This window comes from Sulfitobacter sp. 1A13353, assembly GCF_043557255.1.
GTDB lineage: Bacteria > Pseudomonadota > Alphaproteobacteria > Rhodobacterales > Rhodobacteraceae > Sulfitobacter > Sulfitobacter faviae.
This window is the reverse complement of sequence record NZ_JBIFFS010000002.1, coordinates 531,126-548,919: the sequence shown is the minus strand read 5'-3', so window position 1 is coordinate 548,919 and position 17,794 is coordinate 531,126. Positions and strand designations below refer to the sequence as shown.

The window sequence follows — 17,794 nt, the reverse complement described above, 5'->3', positions numbered from 1 at the left end:
CAATGGCAGACACAATGCAATTCGACCTCGTTTCGCCGGAACGGCGGCTGGCATCGATGCAGGTGACGGCCGTGCAGATTCCGGGCACCGAGGGTGACATGACGGCCATGGCCGATCATGCGCCCACCATCACCACCCTGCGTCCGGGCCTTCTGCGCGTGGAAGGGCCGGAGGGCACGACCGAATACGTCGTGACCGGCGGCTTCGCCGAAATCGGCGGTCAGGGCGGCGTGTCTGTGCTGGCGGAACGTGCCGTGGCGCGTGCCGACATGACGCAGGAGCAGATGGACAGCATGGTGGCAGAGGCGCATGCCGTCTACACCCGCGCCAAGGACAACTGGGAGAATGAGCCCGGTCCCGTGGACGACGCCGCCAAGCTGCTCTCCGATATGGTTGCCGTTGGTGATCACATCGGGTTGTCGAGCAAGCAGCCTAACCTGTAATGCGTTGAAAATTCGTGAAAAGCCCCGCTTCGGCGGGGCTTTTTGCTTTTCTGCCTCTCGCTGCTGCGGCATCATTGTGCAGTGAACAAAAAAGCGGGCAGGCTAGGGATATGAAACGACTGCGCAGCCATACCATCGGCGTGGATAATGGCGATGTCATGCTGTTTTCAGAGTTCGAAGACGGCGGTTCGATGTGGACGGGTCATGGCCAGCGTGAACGCCGCCGCCGGATCAATTTTTCCGAACCTTTCCGAGAGCCGCCGCATGTTCAGGTGAGCATGTCCCTTTGGGACATCGACGCCAGCACCGTCACCCGCGCCGATATCGGCGCCGAGGCAGTGACGGACACGGGCTTTGACATGGTGTTCCGCACATGGGGCGACACCCGCGTCGCGCGTGCGCGGCTGGCTTGGACGGCGATTGGATCGCTGGGGGAGGAGGATGACTGGGTCATCGGCTAGGCCCGGCGCTCTCGGGGAGGGGCCTAGAAGGCGTGGGCGGCCCGCTGGGGCCGGCCCTAGATCACAGCACGCGGCTTAGCTCGCGGCATACATCCCGTCATAGATCGGGCCCAGCGTTTCCGCCTCGAACAGAGAGGAGACGGAGGTGCCGTTCCAGATGTTCAGGATCGCTTGGGCAAACATCGGCGCGGTGGGCACGATGCGGATGTTCGGCGCTTTCTTGACCGCGGGGGTCGGCGCGATGCTGTCGGTGATGACCAGCGATTTCATGACCGAATTGGCCACACGTTCAACCGCCGGGCCGGACATGACGCCGTGGGTGATGTAGGAGTGTACCTCCTTGGCGCCGTTCTCCAACAGCACTTCGGCGGCTTTGCAGAGCGTGCCCGCGGTGTCGCAGATGTCGTCCACGATCAGGCAGGTCTTGCCCTTCACATCGCCGATCACGGTCATCTCGGCCACTTCGCCCGCTTTCTCGCGGCGTTTGTCGACGATCGACAGGGGGGAGTTGATCCGCTTGGCAAGTTCACGCGCGCGGGCCACGCCGCCAACGTCGGGGCTGACGACCATCAGCTCATCCATACGGTCTTTGAAAGCGTCCTTGATATCCAGCGCAAAGATCGGGGAGGCGTAGAGGTTGTCGACCGGAATGTCGAAGAAACCTTGGATCTGCGCGGCGTGCAGGTCCATGGTCAGGATCCGCTCGATCCCGCTGCCGGTCAGCATGTTGGCGACCATCTTGGCGGTGATCGGCGTGCGGGCCTTGGTCCGGCGGTCCTGACGGGCGTAGCCGAAGTAGGGCAGCACCGCAGTGACCCGCGCGGCCGAGGACCGGCGCAGCGCATCGGCCATGATCATCAGTTCCATCAGGTTGTCGTTCGCGGGGTTCGACGTGGGCTGGATGATGAACATATCCTCGCCGCGCACGTTCTCATAGACCTCGACGAAAATCTCGCCGTCGTTGAACCGTTCGACCCGTGCATCGACAAGGCCGACATTGACGCCGCGATGCAGCGACATGCGCCGCGCGATGGCCTTGGCAAGCGGCATATTGGCATTGCCTGAGATCAGTTTAGGTTCTGAAGTGCGTGGCATAGGGGCTCCGGGGCAGCGGTAGGTTGCAGATTCGTGACGTTGACACCGCTTAGCATGCGCTTACGGTCGGGCAAAGCTGCACCGCCCCCGAAGGAGAGCCAAATGGCCCGGATCGACTATTTTTTCGCAACGCTGTCACCCTATTGCTACCTCGCCGGGAATCGGCTTGAGGCGATTGCTGAAAAGCACGGGGCCGAGATCGTTTACAAACCTTTCGACATCGTGGCGGCTTTCCCGCGTACCGGCGGGCTGCCCCCGGCAGAGCGTCACCCCAGCCGGAATGAATACCGCGCCCAAGACCTGCCGCGGCAGGCGCGCAAGCTGGGCCTGCCCTTCAACCTCAAGCCCGCGCATTGGCCGACGAATGGCGCGCCTGCGGCCTATGCGGTGATCGCGGCGCAGAACGCGGGCGGGGGCGATTTGGGCAAGCTGACCCATGCCATCACCCGCGCCGTCTGGGCCGAGGAAAAGGACATCGGCCATGACGATGTGGTCCGCGCCTGTCTGAGTGAGGCGGGGTTCGATCCGGCTCTGGCCGACAGCGGGTTGCTGCAAGGCGCCGAGACCTATGCCGCGAACCTTGAAGAGGCTGTGGCGCAGGGTGTCTTTGGCGCGCCGTTCTATATCGTCGGCGATCAGAAATTCTGGGGGCAGGACCGTTTGGAAGACCTCGATCTGCACCTCGGGGGCAAGCTGTGATTCCAGAGATTAACGCGCGCCGTTTTGGTCACGGCCCGCGCCCGGCCTTGGCGATCCATTGCTCGCTGGCGCATTCCGGCGCGTGGCGGGGCATCGGGGCCGCGCTGTCGGATGAGCTGACCCTCCGCGCCTTCGATCTGCCGATGCACGGGCGGTCGGGCGATTGGGACGGGCAGGGGAATATCCACGACGTGGCGACAGAGATGGCACTGAGCCTGCTCGAAGCGCCGATGGACCTGATTGGCCATTCCTTTGGCGCGACGGTGGCGATGCGGTTGGCGATTGAACATCCCGAACTGGTGCGCAGCATCACACTGATCGAGCCGGTCTATTTCGCCGCCGCCAAACAGGATGACCCCGAGGCGATGGCCGAATACAACGAACAGAACGCGGCCTTTGAGGCGGCTTTGGCCGAAGGCGACGCGGAAACCGCCGCGCGGCTCTTCAACCGGGTTTGGGGCGATGGCACGAAATGGGATCAAATCCCCGAGCCGACCCGCGCCTATATGGTCGATCGCATCGGCTTCATCCCCGCCTCTTCGCCCTTCTTGGGGGAGGACAGCGCTGGCTTGCTGGCACCGGGCATGTTCGAGCGTGCGTCGATGCCCGCGCTTTTGGTCGAAGGCAGCGCCTCTCCCAAAGCGGCCCATGCGATCAACGCGTCACTGTTGCGCCGCTTGCCGGACGCGCGGCGCGTCTCGGTCGAGGGGGCAGGGCATATGGTGCCCATCACCCATGCCGCCGAGGTCGCCGAAGCGATCCGTGATTTCCTGAACGACGTGCCGCTGGCGTGAGCGTTTAGAACTGGCTCAGGAACTGGTCGATCTGCTCACGGCTGATCGACCAGTCGCAGACCATCCGCGCCGCGACCATCTCATCATCATCGCCGTCCAGCGTGCCGTCCCACAGATAATAGCGCGCACCAGCTTCATGCAGCTTGCGGTGGATGGCGCGGGGGAAGCGGGCGAAGATCATGTTCGCCGCAGGTTCATGCAGGAATTCCGCCCCCGCCGCGCGCAGCCCTTGGGCAAGATGGGCCGCATTAGCATTGGCCGCCTTGGCCGTTTCCAACCATGTGCCATCCGCAAGGTAGCCCGCCATCTGGGCCGAGAGATACCGATGTTTGGAGAAGAGATGCGCGCCGCGTTTGCGGCGCAACTCGAATTCCCACGCCTTCTTAGGGTCGAAGAAAACCACGGCTTCGACACCCATGCAGCCGTTCTTGGTGCCGCCAAAGCTCACCACATCGACGCCCGCTTTCCACGTCATCTCAGCCGGGGTGCAGCCCAGTGCCACCAGCGCATTGGCAAAACGCGCGCCGTCCATATGGACGGGCAGGTCGTATTCCTTGGCCACCGCGGTCAGCGCCCGCAACTCTTCAAGGCTGTGCACCCCGCCGCGTTCCGTCACCTGCGTGATCGACACCGGTCCGCGTTGCGGCGTGTGCACGTCGCCCGCCATCCGCGCGACGATGGCCCGGCGCAGGGCCTCTGGGGTCATCTTGTCTTCGGTCTCTACCAGCGTCAGCTTGGCCGCCCCGGCGTAGAACTCGGGCGCGTTGCACTCATCCTCTTCGATATGCGCGACCTTGGCGCAAAAGATCGTCTGCCACGGCTGGGTGTAGCAGGCCAGCGCCAGCGCATTGGCCGCGGTGCCGGTGGCAACGAGGTAGACCTCGGCCTCTGGCGCCTCGAACTGCTGCCTGATTTGGTCGCGGACCTCATCCATGATCGGGTCTTTGCCGTAGGGCATCGCGTAGTCCGTATTGGCGGCGATCACGCGCTCCATCACTTTGGGGTGGACGGGGCCGGCGTTGTCAGAGGCGAAAAACATCAGGTGGGCTCCTCGATAATATGGTCTTCCCATTCTTCGAACGGGGTATCAAATTCGGACACGGTATCAAATTGCACGCTGACCCCGGCGTCATGCACGCTGTCGGGGGTGCTGGTCAGCAGGGGGTGCCATTCAGGCAGCGGTTTGCCCTCCCACAGCAGGCGGTAAGCGCAGGTCTGGGGCATCCAATAGGCGTGGGTATCGAGGTTGTCGGGGCGCAGCACGATGCAGTCGGGCACGAACTCGTGCCGGTTTTCGTAGTGCACGCACCGGCAAGTGCTGTCGTCGAGCAGGCGGCAGGCGACGCGGGTCAGGGCCACTTCGCCGCTGTCCTCGTCTTCTAGCTTGTTTAGGCAGCATTTGCCGCAACCGTCGCAGAGCGCTTCCCATTCGGTCTGGGACATCTCCGTCAGGGCTTTCTTCTCCCAGAACTTCGGGGTCAGGCCCTTGCGGGGGATCGGATCGCTCATAACGCCGCCAGAATGGTCCGGGCGCGGTCGCAGTCCTGCCCCATCTGGGTGATCAGCGCATCGAGGCTGTCAAACTTCTCTTCGCCGCGCAGATGTTCGACCAGCCCGACCGAGAGCGGCGCGCCATAAAGGTCGCCTTTGAAGTCAAAGACATAGGTCTCGATATTGGCTTTGTTCTCACCGAACATCGGGCGGGTGCCGATGCTGGCCGCCCCGTGGTAGCTGCCCTTATGCGGCCCCTCCAGCACGTCGACCAGCACGGCGTAGACGCCGAAGGCGGGCGGGTGCAGACCGTCGATGGACATATTCGCGGTGGGAAAGCCCAGCTCGCGGCCACGCTGCTCGCCCGAGATCACCGGCCCGTCAATGCGGTGCCAATGGCCCAGCATGGCGGCTGCTTCGCGGGGCGCGCCGCGGGTCAGTGCTTCGCGGATGGCGGTCGACGACACGGTCAGCTCATCGCGGGCCATCAGCGGGGCGATGGTGACGCCAAAGCCATATTGCGCGCCGAAGCGAACCAGATCCTCAGCCGTGCCTTCGCGGCCCTTGCCAAAGCAGAAGTCAGCGCCGACGACCACATGGGCCAGCCCCAGCCCTTCATGCAGCACGTCGCGGGCAAAAGCCTCGGGCGAGAGGCCCGCCAGCGTGCTGTTGAAGGCCAGTTCATAGAGCCGTTTGACGCCTATTTTTTCAAGCCGATGCGCGCGGGCCTCGCGGCCCATCAGGCGAAAGGGCGGGGCGTCGGGGGCGAAGTATTCGCGGGGATGCGGCTCAAAGGTGACGACGCCGAGCGGCGCGGCGGGGGCCGCCTGCTGCGCCAGTTCGATCACCGACCGGTGGCCAAGGTGCACGCCATCAAAATTACCGATCGCGGCGGTGGCACCGCGATCTGGCAGGTCGACGAATTGATAATCTCGGATGATCCGCATGCGCCTTGCCTAGCCGTGCTGCGGGGCGAGAGCAAGATGCACAGGCGGCGAAAACCGCCTGCTTAGTCGAGCTTGGCCGAGGGCGCGAGCACCGTGGCCTCTCCGGCCAGCACGGGTTTGCCGTCGACCGTACAGCGGCAGTCCATTTTCACGCGGCGTTTGGCGATGTCCATGTCGGTCACGGTGACTTCGGCCAGCACCATATCGCCGGGGCGCACGGGGCCGAGGAATTTGAGCGATTGCCCAAGGTAGATCGTGCCATGGCCGGGCAGCTGTTCCCCGATCACCGCCGAGATCAGCCCGGCGGTCAGCATCCCATGGGCGATGCGCCCCTCGAATATCGTCTCGCGGGCATAGTCGTCATCCAGATGCACCGGGTTGCGGTCGGTCGAGACCTGCGCGAAAAGTTCGATATCCATATCGGTCACGACTTTGCGCAGATGGCGCGACATGCCGATTTCGATATCTTCGATGCAGATCGTCCCGCGTGGCATATTGTCCAACATGACGGCTCCTTGGTAACAAAGTGACGCTAGGCTGCGCCGAGATGCAACTTTATTACTTCGCGGCTGCAGAAAATCAAGCTCTTTCTGGGTTAGCGCAAGAATCCGATGGCATAGGTCGGGGCCGATGCTTCGCGGTCGAGATAGGCGCGGAGTTTGGCTTCGTCGGGCTGCTCGGTCGTGGCGGTTTCCGCGGCGGCCAGTCCGCCGGTGATGAAGAGCGAATCGATGCCTTCGTCCATCGCGCCTTTGACATCCGTCAGGATGCCATCGCCGATGGCAAGGATGCGATTGTCGGGGATGTCGACCTCAAGCGCGGGAAGACGGCGGCGGGCGAGGTCATAGATCGGGGCGTGGGGCTTGCCGAAATAGAGGCTTTCGCCCCCCATTTCCGTATATAGCGCAGCCAGCGCCCCGGCACACCATTCGCGCACCTCGCCCCGGTCGACCACGATATCGGGGTTGGCGCAGAGCAGCTTCAGCCCGCGGGCGATGGCCTGCTCAAACTCGGGGCGCATGACTTCCGGGTCGGCCATGGCATCGACGGGGCCGGTGCAGACGATGCCCTCGGCCTGCGCCAGCGGGACGGTCTCGATCTCAACCGGGTCTTTCAGGATCGTTAGCGGCTCGAAAAACTTGCGCTCACCGGGATGGCCGATGAACCAGACCTTTTCGCCCACGACCCCTCGGAACATCGCCGACCGCGCGGAATCGCCGGAGGTGGCGATGCTGTCCCATGCGTCTTGCGGCACGCCGAATTGCTGCAACTGTTTCTCCACGCCATCACGGGGGCGGGGGGAGTTGGTGACCAAGACGACCTTGCCGCCGGTCTTGCGATAGGCCTGCAAGGCCGCCACCGCCGCGGGCAGCGCTTTGCGCCCGTCATGCACACAGCCCCAAAGATCGACGAAAAGCGCGTCATATTGATCGGATACTTCGGGCAGAGCAGAGATAATGCGGGTCATGGGGCGGCCTTTCAAAAAGTGAGGGCGGGCACTGGGCCCGCCCGATTGGCTTACATCTTGAGGTTCGGGATGATCTGCTTTTTACGGCTCATCACACCGGGCAGCACGACCGTGTCGCCGGAGACCTCAGCGCCAAAGCTCTGCTCGGCAATATGTTTGACCATGTCGTTGGGCACCAAGAGGGTCGCCTCTTCTTTCAGAATGTCGACGATGAACAAAAGCACCTGCGCGGCACCGTCGGCTTCGGCCACTTTGGGCATCTCGGCCATCAGCGCGTCCTTACGCTCCAACAGCGGCGCGGGGGAGGTGGTTTCCAACACGCTCACGCGCAGGTTGGTGCCGTCAAGGTCAAAGCCCTTGCTGTCCATGCGCAGCAGTTCCGCTTCGCTGAAGGCAGAGACATCGGATTTCGCGGCGAACATTTCGGTCGCATAATCCGTGATATCGACGCCGAGATCCTGCGCGATGTCATGGGCGATGGCGCGGTCTTCTTGGGTGGTGGTGGGGCTGCGGAACTCAAGCGTGTCCGACAGGATGCAGGACAGGGCCGCGGCCTTTACCCCGCGCGGGGCCTGCGCCCAATCCTTGCCGATCATCTTGTACATGATCGTCGCGGTGCAGGCGAGCGGCTGGATGTTGATCTCGATCGGGCCGCGTGTCTCAAGCCCTGCCACCAGACGGTGGTGGTCGATGATGCCGGTGATATCGGCGTCATTGATGTTGTCGGGCAGTTCGGCGGGGTTGTTGGTGTCGACGATGACAACCTTGGTGTCGGCCTCAAGCTCGGTCAGGATCTCGGGCTTTTGGAGGTCCCATTTGTCGAGCATGAACAGCGCTTCGGTATTCGGCTCGCCCAGCAGGACGGGTTTGGCGGGGATGCCTTTGATCTCATTGAGATACCACGCCCAAACGATCGGGCTGCCGGTGCTGTCGGTGTCGGGGGATTTATGGCCAAAAACAAGCGTTGTCATGGGGCGGTCCTGTCTGTTCGGGTGGATTTGCGCGCCTTATAGCAGGTTGAATAGGCTTGTCACCTGCGCGCGCTGCAATGCGGCATTGCGCGGCACTTTCAGCCGGTGCCGCCCTTTGCATAGCGCCGCGCGATGGGGCAAGTTGCGCGCCATGAGCAATCCGCGCGAAACCGACCTTTACCCGCCGATCAAAGCCTTCCTTGAGGATCAGGGCTATATCGTGAAGGCCGAGGTCGGCGCGGCGGATGTGGTGGCCGTGCGCGGAGCCGAGCCGCCGGTGGTGGTCGAGTTGAAGCTCGGCTTTTCGCTGGCGCTGTTTCATCAATGTCTGGCGCGGCTGAAAGTGGCGGATGATGTCTACCTTGCCGTGGCGCGCCAACCGGGAAAGCGCTTTGCCAAGGCGGTGAAGGACAACGTCACGCTGGCCCGGCGGCTGGGGCTGGGGCTGATCACCGTGCGGCTGTCGGATGGGCTGGTCGAGGTGCATTGCGATCCTGGCCCCTATGCGCCGCGCAAGAATGCCAAACGGGCGGCGTTGCTCTTGCGAGAGTTTGCCCGGCGGCAGGGGGATCCGAACGACGGCGGCCAAACCCGCGCAGGGCTGGTGACGGCTTACCGACAGGATGCGCTGAAGCTCGCGGTCTACCTCTTCGAAGCGGGCGCCAGCAAAGGCGCGGATGTGGCCCGGGCGACTGGCGTCTCGGCGGCGACCCGCATGATGCGGGACGATCACTATGGTTGGTTTGAAAAGGTCGACAAAGGCATATACGGGCTGACCCCAAAGGGGGCCGAGGCTGTCGCGACTGCGGGGCGCATTTTAGGGGCCGAATAATGGTTCCAATGCGCTCAAAATTTTTCAACGCCGTTGTTGACAGGCCGCGGGCCGCTCCTTAGCTATGCATCGTTATCACTCATATGGGTCGAGTGCTAACGGCTGCACCCCTCGCCCGGAGGGGGTGGCTTGGAAGAGTAACTTTGAGCCTTAAGGAGCTGCAAAGATGGCATTGAAACCGCTTCATGACCGTGTGCTGGTCAAGCGCACAGAAAGCGAAGAGAAAACCGCCGGCGGGCTGATCATCCCCGATTCCGCCAAGGAAAAGCCTTCCGAAGGTGAAGTCGTGGCTGTCGGCACTGGCGCCCGCAAAGACAACGGCGAGCTGATCGAAATGGCCGTCGCACCCGGCGACAAAATCCTGTTCGGCAAGTGGTCCGGCACAGAGGTCACCGTCGACGGCGAAGAAATGCTGATGATGAAAGAAAGCGACATCATGGGGATCATCGCGTAAGCCACTTGGCTTGCCGAACCCTGACGACGCTCACATCAAATCCAAGATTTTAGGAGAAGACAACATGGCTGCTAAGGACGTCAAATTTGACACCGATGCCCGCAACCGGATGCTCAAGGGTGTGAACATCCTTGCCGATGCGGTGAAAGTCACACTCGGCCCCAAAGGCCGGAACGTGGTTCTGGACAAATCCTTCGGCGCACCGCGCATCACCAAAGACGGTGTATCCGTGGCGAAGGAAATCGAACTGGAAGACAAGTTCGAGAACATGGGCGCGCAGATGGTCAAGGAAGTCGCTTCCCGGACCAACGACGAAGCCGGCGACGGCACCACCACCGCGACCGTTCTGGCCCAAGCCATCGTGCGCGAAGGCATGAAATCGGTTGCCGCTGGCATGAACCCGATGGACCTCAAGCGCGGCATCGATCTGGCGACTGCCAAGGTCGTCGACGCGATCAAAGCCGCCGCACGCGACGTGTCCGACAGCGACGAAGTCGCGCAGGTTGGCACCATCTCCGCCAACGGCGAGCGTGAAATCGGCCGCCAGATCGCGGACGCGATGCAGAAAGTCGGCAACGAAGGTGTGATCACCGTCGAAGAGAACAAAGGTCTGGAAACCGAGACCGATGTCGTCGAAGGCATGCAGTTCGACCGTGGCTACCTGAGCCCCTATTTCGTCACCAACTCCGACAAGATGACTGTCGAGCTGGAAGACGCGATCATCCTGCTGCACGAGAAGAAACTGTCGAGCCTTCAGCCGATGGTGCCGCTGCTCGAGCAGGTCATCCAGTCCCAGAAGCCGCTTCTGATCATCGCCGAAGACGTCGAGGGCGAAGCCCTGGCAACCCTCGTCGTGAACAAGCTGCGTGGCGGTCTGAAAATTGCTGCTGTGAAGGCACCGGGCTTCGGTGACCGTCGCAAAGCGATGCTGCAAGACCTCGCGATCCTGACCGGTGGTCAAGTGATCTCCGAAGACCTCGGCATGAAGCTCGAGTCCGTGACCATGGACATGCTGGGTTCGGCCAAGAAAGTGTCGATCACCAAAGACGAGACCACCGTTGTTGACGGCGCTGGCGAGAAGGCCGAGATCGAAGCCCGCGTGGCTCAGATCCGCAACCAGATCGAAGAGACCACCTCCGACTACGACCGTGAGAAGCTGCAAGAACGCGTTGCCAAACTGGCAGGCGGTGTTGCCGTGATCCGCGTTGGCGGCATGACCGAAGTCGAAGTGAAAGAGCGCAAGGACCGCGTCGATGACGCCCTGAACGCGACACGTGCCGCTGTTCAAGAAGGCATCGTCGTTGGCGGTGGTGTGGCTCTGGTTCAAGGCGCCAAGAAGCTGGAAGGCCTCACAGGCGACAACAATGACCAGAACGTCGGTATCTCCATCGTCCGTAAGGCGCTGGAAGCACCGCTGCGTCAGATCGCTGAGAACGCTGGTGTGGACGGTTCCGTTGTGGCCGGCAAAATCCGCGAAAGCGACGACCTGAAGTTCGGCTTCAACGCACAGACCGAGGAATATGGCGACATGTTCTCCTTCGGCGTCATCGACCCGGCGAAAGTGGTGCGCACCGCACTGCAAGACGCAGCTTCGATCGCAGGTCTGCTGATCACCACCGAAGCGATGGTTGCCGACAAGCCCGCCAAAGAGGGCGCAGCCCCCGCAGGCGGCATGCCCGACATGGGCGGCATGGGCGGCATGATGTAAGCCAGCCCTTTCGGCTAAGGTTCCGGAGGCGCGCCAGCAATGGCGCGCCTCTTTTCGTTTCGGGCGAGGCTTTGACTGGCGGTTATCCGGTTCTCATCGGGCTAACTGGGCAGCTCCACGATCCGCGCGTAGGTGTTCAGCATGTCGAGCGCATTTGCAAAGGTCTCTGACGGGTTCTCCTTCACGATATAGCCTGCGACATTTTTGCTATAGGCCGATTGCACATCCGTGGGCATATCGGAGGTCGTGAAGACGAAGACCACCATACGCTCCAAGGCGGGATCGGCCCGAACGACCTCCAAGAACTCAAGCCCGCCCATGCGCGGCATATTGAGGTCGAGCGTGATGATGTAAGGCGGCAATCGCCCGTGCCGCTTCACCTCCTCCGCCAGAAACTCAAGCGCCTGCTGGCCGTCATGGCAAACCGCCGTCTCATTGACGATCTTCAACTTGCGCATTGCCCGTTGCATGGCCATCACGCTGACTTTGTCGTCATCGACGATAAGAAATTTCGCGGGCGTCGTTTTCATCCGATATTCCTTTCCGACTGCTGTCACGCCGCGGCCGCCACGGGCAGAGATTGATGTGCTTGTGGTGCCAGTGGAAGCTCAACCACAAAGGTCGCGCCGCGCCCTTTGTCAGGGTCGGAAAATAGCGTGACCTTGCCTTTTTGGTGGGCCGCAAGCTTGCTTACGATGGCGAGGCCCAAGCCGCTCCCCTCAACCTCATCGCGGGGTTTAAGGGTTTGAAAGAGTTCAAATATCTTTTGCTGATGTCGAAGCTCTATACCCGGCCCATCATCGCGGACGGTCAAGATAAGGTGGTTCTGCCGCCGTTGTGCACTGATATGGATCGTCCCATGATCCCGGTCATGGTGTTTGATGGCGTTCGAGATGAGATTGCCCAAGATTTGCTGCAAGGGTGTGAGCTGCGCGTCGACGACCTGTTCCGCCCCGGTAAAGGTGATTTTGAAACGGCCTTCGGTATCGATGTAGCGAGCGAGCTCCGTCACCAAGCGGCCAAGATGCACGGGCTCCGACGCAGGTTGGTCCTGCCCTGCGCGAGCGTAGTCCAAAAGATCGGCCAAAAGACGGTTTAGCCGGTCGATCCGCTGTTGAGACATCAGCAAATAGCTTCGGCTTTCGGCGCTCAGCGCGTTGTCTTCATCCTCCAGCACCCAAAGGCTCAATTCATGCACCGCCCGGAGGGGCGACCGCAGGTCGTGCGCAGCGACATAGGCGAATTTCTCCAACTCGATATTCGAGCGCCGCAGCTCCTCCGCCGTGGTGCGGAAGACGGTCAATGCGCGCGCCATCTCTCCAAGTTCGTCCCGCCCTCTCACGGTAATCGGATGGTCGAGATCCCCCCGAGCGATCGCGGTCACGGAATCGGTCAAGCGTCTGATGCGGCGGTTAAACTGCCGTTCGATAACCAAGCCGTTGGTCATTGCAATCACGAGAAAGGCGCAGGCCATGGTGAGGCCCACGGTCCAAATGACCTGGTTGATGGTATCACGCAGGGCCTGCGTCGCAGCATCCACCCGCTCTAGGGTGTTTTGGGTCAGATCGGAGGAGATATCGGAAATTTCCACGATCATGGGGAGATGTTCGGCTTGCAGCCTTTCGAAGCTATTGTGAAACCGCAGGCGGGCCGTTGTATGGGCAAAGAACCCTGTTTTGGGACGCAGCAGCAGGTCGCGCAACGCGTCAATTTGGCGGGCAAGTGACCGCCTGCTGGCTGTATCGTGAATGCGCGGTAAGCGGGTTATGGTATCCTGAAAATGTTCGTCGACAAGCAGTTTCGCGCGCGCGAGTTGAAGGGGTTGGTTCTGTAGCCCTTGCGATATGACGATATTGATGAGCGTGTCGAGACTGAGCTGAATGTCATTCAAATTGACCGCACTTAACAACAATTCGGGAAAGCGGGACGTAGGATTTTGAAGCTGGCCGGAACCCGAAGTCCTAAGGGCTTCGGCCAGCAAAGCTTCGGTTTGCCTAGAAAGCCGATAGGCCAGATCGTCGATAATGAGGTGACTTTGCTCTTGAATTTGCTCGACAAGATCGAGGGTTGAGACGATTTGCGCCTCGGCGCGCCGCATCTCTTGAAGGCTGACTACTGTCGCATCCGTCGCACGCCGTGCCATCTGCAGACGCTGTTCCAGCCGGGCGGCTAAGGGAGGCGCGATCTCGGACGTCGATAAGTCATCTAGAAGTTTGGAGACTTCGCTGATTTTTGTCTCGATTTCCTGCCCAAGTACTGATGGCGAAGCGGTGGTACCTTTCTGATTTAACTGCTCAATCGAAAGAAATACACCATTCAAAGAGTGCTCGATCTGCTGGGAGACGCCCAACATCGGTAGCGCCGATTGGCTTAGATGAGCATGACTGGCCAACACAGCGCGCATTTGCCCCGTAGCAACCCACCCCGCTAGGCCGATGATGCCCGCAACGAGCAGAAAAGCGGCCCGGAGACGGGTGCTGATGCGGCTGCCGAAAAGCTGCAGGAGGCGCCAAAGGGGGGGCATCGTTTTCATGCCTTGTGAATAGCCGTGACCGATTAACGCAATGTTAATCGCCGTCGCCCTAAAACCAGCGCCACGACAGCGGGAAGGGGTCATGCCCCGGCGTATTGGAGGATCGAATCGTGTCAGGCGGCCGCAGGTTAACAAGGCGAACGGTTTCAATCGGATTGGGCGCCGGTCTGAGCACGCTGATCGCCGCTCCGGCATTCGGTGAGGCGATCGATATAAAGGTGACCGCGCAGGCCCGCGAATTGGGGGGAAACGCCAAGACGCTTTCGGTGCTATTGCCTGAAGGGTCGCGGGCCAATCTCGCGCCGGTTGCAAAAGCCTTTACAGAACGGACCGGGGTCGCGGTCGACCTACAAGAAGTGCATGTAGATCAGATCAACGCGGAACTGATGCTTAATAGTGTGCTCGGGGAGGCGCGATATGATGTTGCTTTGCCCGCGACGTTTGGTCTTGCAGATCTGGTGGCCGCAGGGGCGGTCCATGCTTTGGATGGCTTCGCCGCACGCTATGAACCGCCGGGGTTTCGCGACCCTATGCTTTATCAAGAAGGGGACAAGTTCGACGGTAAAACCTATGGATTTCAAACGGATGGCGACGCCTATTTGATGTTCTACCATCGCGAGATGCTGCGCGATCCGCATGACCAAGCGCGCTACGCCGATCGTTTCGGCTATCCACTTGTTCAGCCAGAAACTTGGCAGGAACTGGACCGGCAAATCCGGTTCTTTCATGCACCAGAGGCCGGTCGATATGGCGGATTGTTGTTCCGCACGCCGGGGTATCTCGCATGGGAATGGTGGGTGCGGTTTCACGCCAAGGGCTATTGGCCTCTGTCCCCCGATATGACGCCGCAAATTGCAGATGACGCGGGTGTCGCGGCGCTGGAAGAGTTGATTGCGATCACGGACTGCCTTGCCCCCGAAACTTCGAGCCTGGGGCTGTTTGGAAATTGGGCGCGTTACGCGAAGGGTGATGTCTATTGCAATATCGGCTGGGGCGGAACGCAGAAATACCTTAACTCCCCTCGATCATTGATGCGCGGACGGATGGTTTACGGGCCAACCCCCGGAGGGCAGGTGGGGGAGGAACTGCTCGAAATCCCCTATTTCAATTGGGGATGGAGCTTTGTGATCAGCGCGGCATCGACCCAGAAAGAACTCGCCTATCTATTCGCCCTCTTCGCGGTCACGCCAGCAATGTCGACACTTGCCGTTCGGCAGCCGGACGGGTTTTTCGACCCTTTTCGTAATGAGCACTACAGTGACCGGGGCGTGGAAGCGGCCTATTCAAAGTCTTTTCTTGAGGTGCATCGCGCGGCGCTTAAAGGGGCGATTCCCGATTTCTATTTGAAAGGGCAATCAGAGTATTTCCAAACATTGGGAAGGGGATTGGATAAGGCGCTTCAGGGTGAGGTTTCGCCGAAAATGGCCCTGACCAGGGTGGCAAAGCAATGGCAGTTGATCACCAGCCGGGTTGGACGCGAAAGGCAAATACAAAGGTGGGCGCGCCTGCGAGCGAAATATCCGCCCAATGCGCGTCGATTGCTACGGGATATCGCTTGATGGAACTTTTAGTTTTAATTCGGGTTAGCAGGGCGTTTTGCTCATGCGCTGATCGCAGGGAGGTCGCGATATGACGCAGCGGCTGTTAAGGTTACCTGCCGACCATGAGTTACCTTCGCGCGAAGAGCCGCAGCCTCTCGGGCCTGATGCAGAGGAGTTTATCCATCTGGTAAGTCACGATCTGCGCGGCTCCATTCGCGCGTTGTTGGAACTGCCTGAATGGATCGCCGAGGATATTGAGGAGGCGGGACTGGAGGTAAGCGCTTCGGTCCACAGTTCCATCGCCTTGTTGAAGCGGCACGCGCGGCGGTTGGATCGAATGCTAGTCGACTTGCTTCAATACTCGCGCGCCGGAAGGGGGGGCAATGCGACTGTGCTTGAGGTTCGTCAGGCTTTTGATGCCGCGGTAAAGGAAGTCGGGCTGCCTAGTGGTTTCCGGGTTGATCATCATTTCGGGTGCGACTCTTTCGTCGTTGACGATCAGGACCTGCACTGGCTTTTCGTGGCGTTGATTGGAAACGCGCTCAAGCATCATGATCGGTTTTCCGGGCGGGTCGAGGTAGTGGTAAAAAACGAAGGGGAGGCCATGATGCTCACCGTTTCCGATGATGGGCCGGGAATACCGTCGCGTTATCATGAGCGTGTCTTCCAGCCGATGACCACTTTGCGGTCGCGCGATGAGGTTGAAGGGTCGGGCTTGGGGCTGGCCTTGGTTCGCAAAATCGCAGCGGCTTATGCGGGCCATGCCTGTTTGGTATCCACCGGTGCTGGGCGCGGTGCGACTGTATCCGTGCGTTTGGAGGGCGTGGCTATGACATAGCATAGGTGAAACCCCGGGGAGCCAAGGAACCCCTCTGCCGCCACTATCGAATTGCAGCGCGCGTACCGCCTTATCTCACCACAGCATTCAATGCGAAGGAGGAGATCATCACGTCCCAGTTAGAACCTTGTGCCAAAGGCATTCCGCGCTTGGCGCGGCTCGAGAGTGAGGCTAAGCGAGAGGTCATGCAGCTTTTCCTTCTTTCCGTCCTCACCATGTGCGCTTTTGCGGCGAACTCAATTTTGACCCGAATGGCGATGGACGGCGGGCATATCGATCCGGCGGGCTTTGCCCTTGTGCGGGTCGGTGCGGGGGCATTGGTTTTGGCCGTCTTGGTTGCGCTGCGGGGTGGACGGTTGCCGCTTTTGCGGCGCAACAGGATCGGCGGAGCCGTGAGCCTCGCTGTCTATATGATCGGGTTCAGTCTGGCGTATCTGACGTTGGATGCGGGGCTCGGGGCGCTCATCCTTTTTGGTGTGGTGCAGATTACCATGTTCACCTACGCCGCTTTGGCCGGCGCGGCGCCCACCGCGCGGCAGATTACAGGGGCTGCGGCGGCTTTTGCGGGGTTGGTTTTGGTCCTCTGGCCAGATGGGCAGGGTTCCACGGATCCAATCGGCGCCGGGCTGATGGTTCTGGCGGGGATCGGCTGGGCCGCCTATACGATCATCGGTCGCACATCGGGCGATCCGCTGGCGGCAACTTCGGCGAACTTTTTGCTCTGTTTGCCGTTCATGCTCATCCTGCCAGCTTTTGCGGGGGCGCATTTCAGCCTGACGGGGCTTTTATTGGGCGCGCTTTGCGGCGGGGTGACCTCGGGGCTTGGCTATGCCCTGTGGTATGCGGTGCTGACGCGGATCGACGGGGGCACGGCGGCGGTGGCGCAGCTAAGCGTGCCGATCATCGCCATCCTCGCCGGGGCGCTGCTCTTGGGTGAGCCGCTGAGCCTGACGCTGATCATCGCGACGGCCTTGGTTCTGGGCGGGATCGCTTGGGCGATCAGCGCAAAATCGGCTCCAAAGGATCGTAGGTGATCGCCGCCTCCGTCGGGCCAAAGGCAACTGTGCCGAGGCTATCGGGCTTGTGGGGGACTTGTGCCAGTTCCGCTTGGGTGACCCATCGATGCCGCGTGACGATGGCCTCTCGGTCTTGCCAATCGGGGGCGATTTGGGCGGATCCGAGGATGTGGCATCTGAAATAGATATCCACCTGATGGAAATCGCCGCCGGGGTCATGGAACTCATTGACCAAACAGGGCGCGCCGACAGAGATCGTGAGGCCCGTTTCCTCAAAGACCTCGCGGCGCAGGTTATCGGGGAGGGAGGCGCCGGCCTCCACCCCACCGCCGGGGGCGCACATCAGGCCCAGCCGATCATCGGCATAGGCGTTGACCAGCAGCAGCCGGCCTTCGTGCAGCAGCACGGCGCGGGCGGCCAATCGGGGGCAGGGTCGGGGCATCGGCATACTTTCGTCAGGTAACGCGCCAAGACCATTTCACAGTCGGGGCAATCAGTCTATC

20 protein-coding genes are annotated in these 17,794 nt (G+C 61.1%); 10 read left to right on the top strand and 10 right to left on the bottom strand.

Annotation, left to right across the window (positions count from 1 at the left end):
• Positions 1 to 2: 2 nt before the first annotated feature.
• A complete protein-coding gene (locus ACGYLO_RS06430; RefSeq protein WP_067262733.1) occupies positions 3 to 443 on the top strand; it encodes a F0F1 ATP synthase subunit epsilon in 441 nt (146 codons plus the stop codon).
• 110 nt (positions 444 to 553) lie between these two features.
• The gene (locus tag ACGYLO_RS06425; RefSeq protein ID WP_271688174.1) at positions 554 to 904 is read left to right on the top strand and encodes an H-type lectin domain-containing protein; all 351 of its coding nucleotides are present in this window, start codon (positions 554 to 556) and stop codon (positions 902 to 904) included.
• 75 nt (positions 905 to 979) lie between these two features.
• Here ACGYLO_RS06425 and ACGYLO_RS06420 read toward each other — a convergent pair whose 3' ends face one another.
• Positions 980 to 1,999, bottom strand: coding sequence for a ribose-phosphate pyrophosphokinase (locus tag ACGYLO_RS06420; protein ID WP_067262737.1), 1,020 nt, complete (start codon positions 1,997 to 1,999; stop codon positions 980 to 982).
• 102 nt (positions 2,000 to 2,101) lie between these two features.
• Here ACGYLO_RS06420 and ACGYLO_RS06415 point away from each other — a divergent pair, with 102 nt between their 5' ends.
• Complete coding sequence (locus ACGYLO_RS06415) at positions 2,102 to 2,698, top strand: 2-hydroxychromene-2-carboxylate isomerase (RefSeq protein ID WP_067262740.1); 597 nt, start codon at positions 2,102 to 2,104, stop codon at positions 2,696 to 2,698.
• Complete coding sequence (locus ACGYLO_RS06410; protein ID WP_271688171.1) at positions 2,695 to 3,492, top strand: alpha/beta fold hydrolase; 798 nt, start codon at positions 2,695 to 2,697, stop codon at positions 3,490 to 3,492. Before ACGYLO_RS06415 ends, ACGYLO_RS06410 begins: the two co-directional genes overlap by 4 nt.
• A 4-nt stretch (positions 3,493 to 3,496) precedes the next feature.
• On the opposite strand, the gene ACGYLO_RS06405 is transcribed toward ACGYLO_RS06410, so the two are convergent.
• From ACGYLO_RS06405 to ACGYLO_RS06380, 6 genes are all read right to left on the bottom strand, one after another.
• The gene (locus tag ACGYLO_RS06405; RefSeq protein WP_271688170.1) at positions 3,497 to 4,531 is read right to left on the bottom strand and encodes a low specificity L-threonine aldolase; all 1,035 of its coding nucleotides are present in this window, start codon (positions 4,529 to 4,531) and stop codon (positions 3,497 to 3,499) included.
• Complete coding sequence (locus tag ACGYLO_RS06400; protein ID WP_271688169.1) at positions 4,531 to 5,001, bottom strand: YcgN family cysteine cluster protein; 471 nt, start codon at positions 4,999 to 5,001, stop codon at positions 4,531 to 4,533. Before ACGYLO_RS06400 ends, ACGYLO_RS06405 begins: the two co-directional genes overlap by 1 nt.
• Entirely contained in the window at positions 4,998 to 5,930 is a 933-nt protein-coding gene (locus tag ACGYLO_RS06395) for a bifunctional riboflavin kinase/FAD synthetase (protein ID WP_271688168.1), read from the bottom strand. The genes ACGYLO_RS06400 and ACGYLO_RS06395 overlap by 4 nt, the downstream gene beginning before the upstream one ends.
• Before the next feature lie 62 nt (positions 5,931 to 5,992).
• On the bottom strand, positions 5,993 to 6,436 hold the full coding sequence (locus tag ACGYLO_RS06390; RefSeq protein ID WP_067267345.1) for a MaoC family dehydratase: 444 nt from the start codon (positions 6,434 to 6,436) through the stop codon (positions 5,993 to 5,995).
• A gap of 89 nt (positions 6,437 to 6,525) precedes the next feature.
• Positions 6,526 to 7,398, bottom strand: coding sequence for a TIGR01459 family HAD-type hydrolase (locus ACGYLO_RS06385; protein ID WP_271688165.1), 873 nt, complete (start codon positions 7,396 to 7,398; stop codon positions 6,526 to 6,528).
• Between the two features lie 50 nt (positions 7,399 to 7,448).
• On the bottom strand, positions 7,449 to 8,369 hold the full coding sequence (locus ACGYLO_RS06380) for a manganese-dependent inorganic pyrophosphatase (protein WP_271688164.1): 921 nt from the start codon (positions 8,367 to 8,369) through the stop codon (positions 7,449 to 7,451).
• A gap of 151 nt (positions 8,370 to 8,520) precedes the next feature.
• On the opposite strand from ACGYLO_RS06380, the gene ACGYLO_RS06375 reads away from it, so the two are divergent.
• The 3 genes from ACGYLO_RS06375 to groL all read left to right on the top strand — a co-directional run bounded on the left by ACGYLO_RS06375 (position 8,521) and on the right by groL (position 11,363).
• Positions 8,521 to 9,201 (top strand): DUF2161 domain-containing phosphodiesterase, encoded by a 681-nt coding sequence (locus tag ACGYLO_RS06375; protein ID WP_271688162.1) that lies wholly within the window; start codon positions 8,521 to 8,523, stop codon positions 9,199 to 9,201.
• 166 nt (positions 9,202 to 9,367) lie between these two features.
• Positions 9,368 to 9,655, top strand: coding sequence for a co-chaperone GroES (gene groES, locus ACGYLO_RS06370; protein ID WP_067267338.1), 288 nt, complete (start codon positions 9,368 to 9,370; stop codon positions 9,653 to 9,655).
• 64 nt (positions 9,656 to 9,719) lie between these two features.
• The gene (gene groL / locus ACGYLO_RS06365) at positions 9,720 to 11,363 is read left to right on the top strand and encodes a chaperonin GroEL (RefSeq protein WP_067267336.1); all 1,644 of its coding nucleotides are present in this window, start codon (positions 9,720 to 9,722) and stop codon (positions 11,361 to 11,363) included.
• A gap of 101 nt (positions 11,364 to 11,464) precedes the next feature.
• Here the strand turns inward: groL and ACGYLO_RS06360 are convergent, their stop codons facing one another.
• Positions 11,465 to 11,893, bottom strand: coding sequence for a response regulator (locus tag ACGYLO_RS06360; RefSeq protein ID WP_067267334.1), 429 nt, complete (start codon positions 11,891 to 11,893; stop codon positions 11,465 to 11,467).
• 23 nt (positions 11,894 to 11,916) lie between these two features.
• Positions 11,917 to 13,980: an ATP-binding protein gene (locus ACGYLO_RS06355; protein WP_276154874.1), complete on the bottom strand. Its 2,064-nt coding sequence runs from the start codon at positions 13,978 to 13,980 to the stop codon at positions 11,917 to 11,919.
• Between the two features lie 26 nt (positions 13,981 to 14,006).
• Between ACGYLO_RS06355 and ACGYLO_RS06350 the strand changes: the two genes are divergently transcribed.
• The 3 genes from ACGYLO_RS06350 (at position 14,007) to ACGYLO_RS06340 (ending at position 17,309) form a co-directional block, all read left to right on the top strand.
• Complete coding sequence (locus ACGYLO_RS06350; protein WP_271688156.1) at positions 14,007 to 15,455, top strand: extracellular solute-binding protein; 1,449 nt, start codon at positions 14,007 to 14,009, stop codon at positions 15,453 to 15,455.
• Positions 15,456 to 15,525: 70 nt separating this feature from the next.
• Complete coding sequence (locus ACGYLO_RS06345) at positions 15,526 to 16,275, top strand: ATP-binding protein (protein ID WP_271688155.1); 750 nt, start codon at positions 15,526 to 15,528, stop codon at positions 16,273 to 16,275.
• 185 nt (positions 16,276 to 16,460) lie between these two features.
• A complete protein-coding gene (locus ACGYLO_RS06340; RefSeq protein WP_271688154.1) occupies positions 16,461 to 17,309 on the top strand; it encodes a DMT family transporter in 849 nt (282 codons plus the stop codon).
• Here ACGYLO_RS06340 and ACGYLO_RS06335 read toward each other — a convergent pair.
• Complete coding sequence (locus ACGYLO_RS06335; RefSeq protein ID WP_271688153.1) at positions 17,275 to 17,739, bottom strand: NUDIX domain-containing protein; 465 nt, start codon at positions 17,737 to 17,739, stop codon at positions 17,275 to 17,277. The two genes, ACGYLO_RS06340 and ACGYLO_RS06335, sit on opposite strands and share 35 nt — an antisense overlap.
• Between the last annotated feature and the right edge of the window lie 55 nt (positions 17,740 to 17,794).

Bases quoted from the DNA above. Each gene is read 5' to 3' on its own strand.
- ACGYLO_RS06430 (WP_067262733.1), top strand. From the start codon at position 3: ATGGCAGACACAATGCAATTCGACCTCGTTTCGCCGGAACGGCGGCTG.
- ACGYLO_RS06425 (WP_271688174.1), top strand. From the start codon at position 554: ATGAAACGACTGCGCAGCCATACCATCGGCGTGGATAATGGCGATGTC.
- ACGYLO_RS06420 (WP_067262737.1), bottom strand. From the start codon at position 1,999: ATGCCACGCACTTCAGAACCTAAACTGATCTCAGGCAATGCCAATATG.
- ACGYLO_RS06415 (WP_067262740.1), top strand. From the start codon at position 2,102: ATGGCCCGGATCGACTATTTTTTCGCAACGCTGTCACCCTATTGCTAC.
- ACGYLO_RS06405 (WP_271688170.1), bottom strand. From the start codon at position 4,531: ATGTTTTTCGCCTCTGACAACGCCGGCCCCGTCCACCCCAAAGTGATG.
- ACGYLO_RS06400 (WP_271688169.1), bottom strand. From the start codon at position 5,001: ATGAGCGATCCGATCCCCCGCAAGGGCCTGACCCCGAAGTTCTGGGAG.
- ACGYLO_RS06395 (WP_271688168.1), bottom strand. From the start codon at position 5,930: ATGCGGATCATCCGAGATTATCAATTCGTCGACCTGCCAGATCGCGGT.
- ACGYLO_RS06390 (WP_067267345.1), bottom strand. From the start codon at position 6,436: ATGTTGGACAATATGCCACGCGGGACGATCTGCATCGAAGATATCGAA.
- ACGYLO_RS06385 (WP_271688165.1), bottom strand. From the start codon at position 7,398: ATGACCCGCATTATCTCTGCTCTGCCCGAAGTATCCGATCAATATGAC.
- ACGYLO_RS06380 (WP_271688164.1), bottom strand. From the start codon at position 8,369: ATGACAACGCTTGTTTTTGGCCATAAATCCCCCGACACCGACAGCACC.
- ACGYLO_RS06375 (WP_271688162.1), top strand. From the start codon at position 8,521: ATGAGCAATCCGCGCGAAACCGACCTTTACCCGCCGATCAAAGCCTTC.
- groES (WP_067267338.1), top strand. From the start codon at position 9,368: ATGGCATTGAAACCGCTTCATGACCGTGTGCTGGTCAAGCGCACAGAA.
- groL (WP_067267336.1), top strand. From the start codon at position 9,720: ATGGCTGCTAAGGACGTCAAATTTGACACCGATGCCCGCAACCGGATG.
- ACGYLO_RS06360 (WP_067267334.1), bottom strand. From the start codon at position 11,893: ATGAAAACGACGCCCGCGAAATTTCTTATCGTCGATGACGACAAAGTC.
- ACGYLO_RS06355 (WP_276154874.1), bottom strand. From the start codon at position 13,980: ATGACCCCTTCCCGCTGTCGTGGCGCTGGTTTTAGGGCGACGGCGATT.
- ACGYLO_RS06345 (WP_271688155.1), top strand. From the start codon at position 15,526: ATGACGCAGCGGCTGTTAAGGTTACCTGCCGACCATGAGTTACCTTCG.
- ACGYLO_RS06340 (WP_271688154.1), top strand. From the start codon at position 16,461: ATGCAGCTTTTCCTTCTTTCCGTCCTCACCATGTGCGCTTTTGCGGCG.
- ACGYLO_RS06335 (WP_271688153.1), bottom strand. From the start codon at position 17,739: ATGCCGATGCCCCGACCCTGCCCCCGATTGGCCGCCCGCGCCGTGCTG.